Below are 437 nucleotides of genomic sequence, written 5' to 3' on the forward strand. Positions count from 1 at the left end.
CCGTGCAGGAGTGCGCCGTGATCGCTGTTCCCGACGAGATGAAGGGTGAGGTCATCGAGGCGTTCGTTGCACTGAAGTCGCCGGTCGACGACGTCGATGCCCTCATCGAAGAACTCAAGCAACGGGTGCGCGACAACCTCGCGGCCTACGCGTATCCCCGCTCGATCCACATCATCGATCAGCTGCCGAAGACGCCGTCCGGGAAGATCCAGCGGTTCGTGCTTCGGCAGCAACGCCACGACGAGTTGGCTCACACGAGCGACGGCTGACTCCCATGGCCGACACACAACTCGTGCTCGTCGAGCACACCGGTGCCGTGCGCACGTTGACGCTCAACCGGCCGGCGCAACTCAACGCGTTCGATCAGGCGTTGTGCGGCGCCCTCTCCCAAGCGATCGCCGATGCCGACGCCGACGACTCGGTGCATGCGGTCGTGA

Annotated in this window: 1 pseudogene; it reads left to right on the top strand. The window is 64.5% G+C overall.

Annotated elements, in window-relative coordinates:
* Positions 1 to 269: pseudogene (locus I6F37_RS40450) on the top strand (AMP-dependent synthetase); the annotation flags it as partial.
* Positions 270 to 437 lie beyond the last annotated feature (168 nt).

This window comes from Bradyrhizobium sp. NBAIM08 (assembly GCF_020193935.1).
In the GTDB taxonomy this organism is placed as follows: Bacteria; Pseudomonadota; Alphaproteobacteria; order Rhizobiales; family Xanthobacteraceae; genus Bradyrhizobium; species Bradyrhizobium yuanmingense.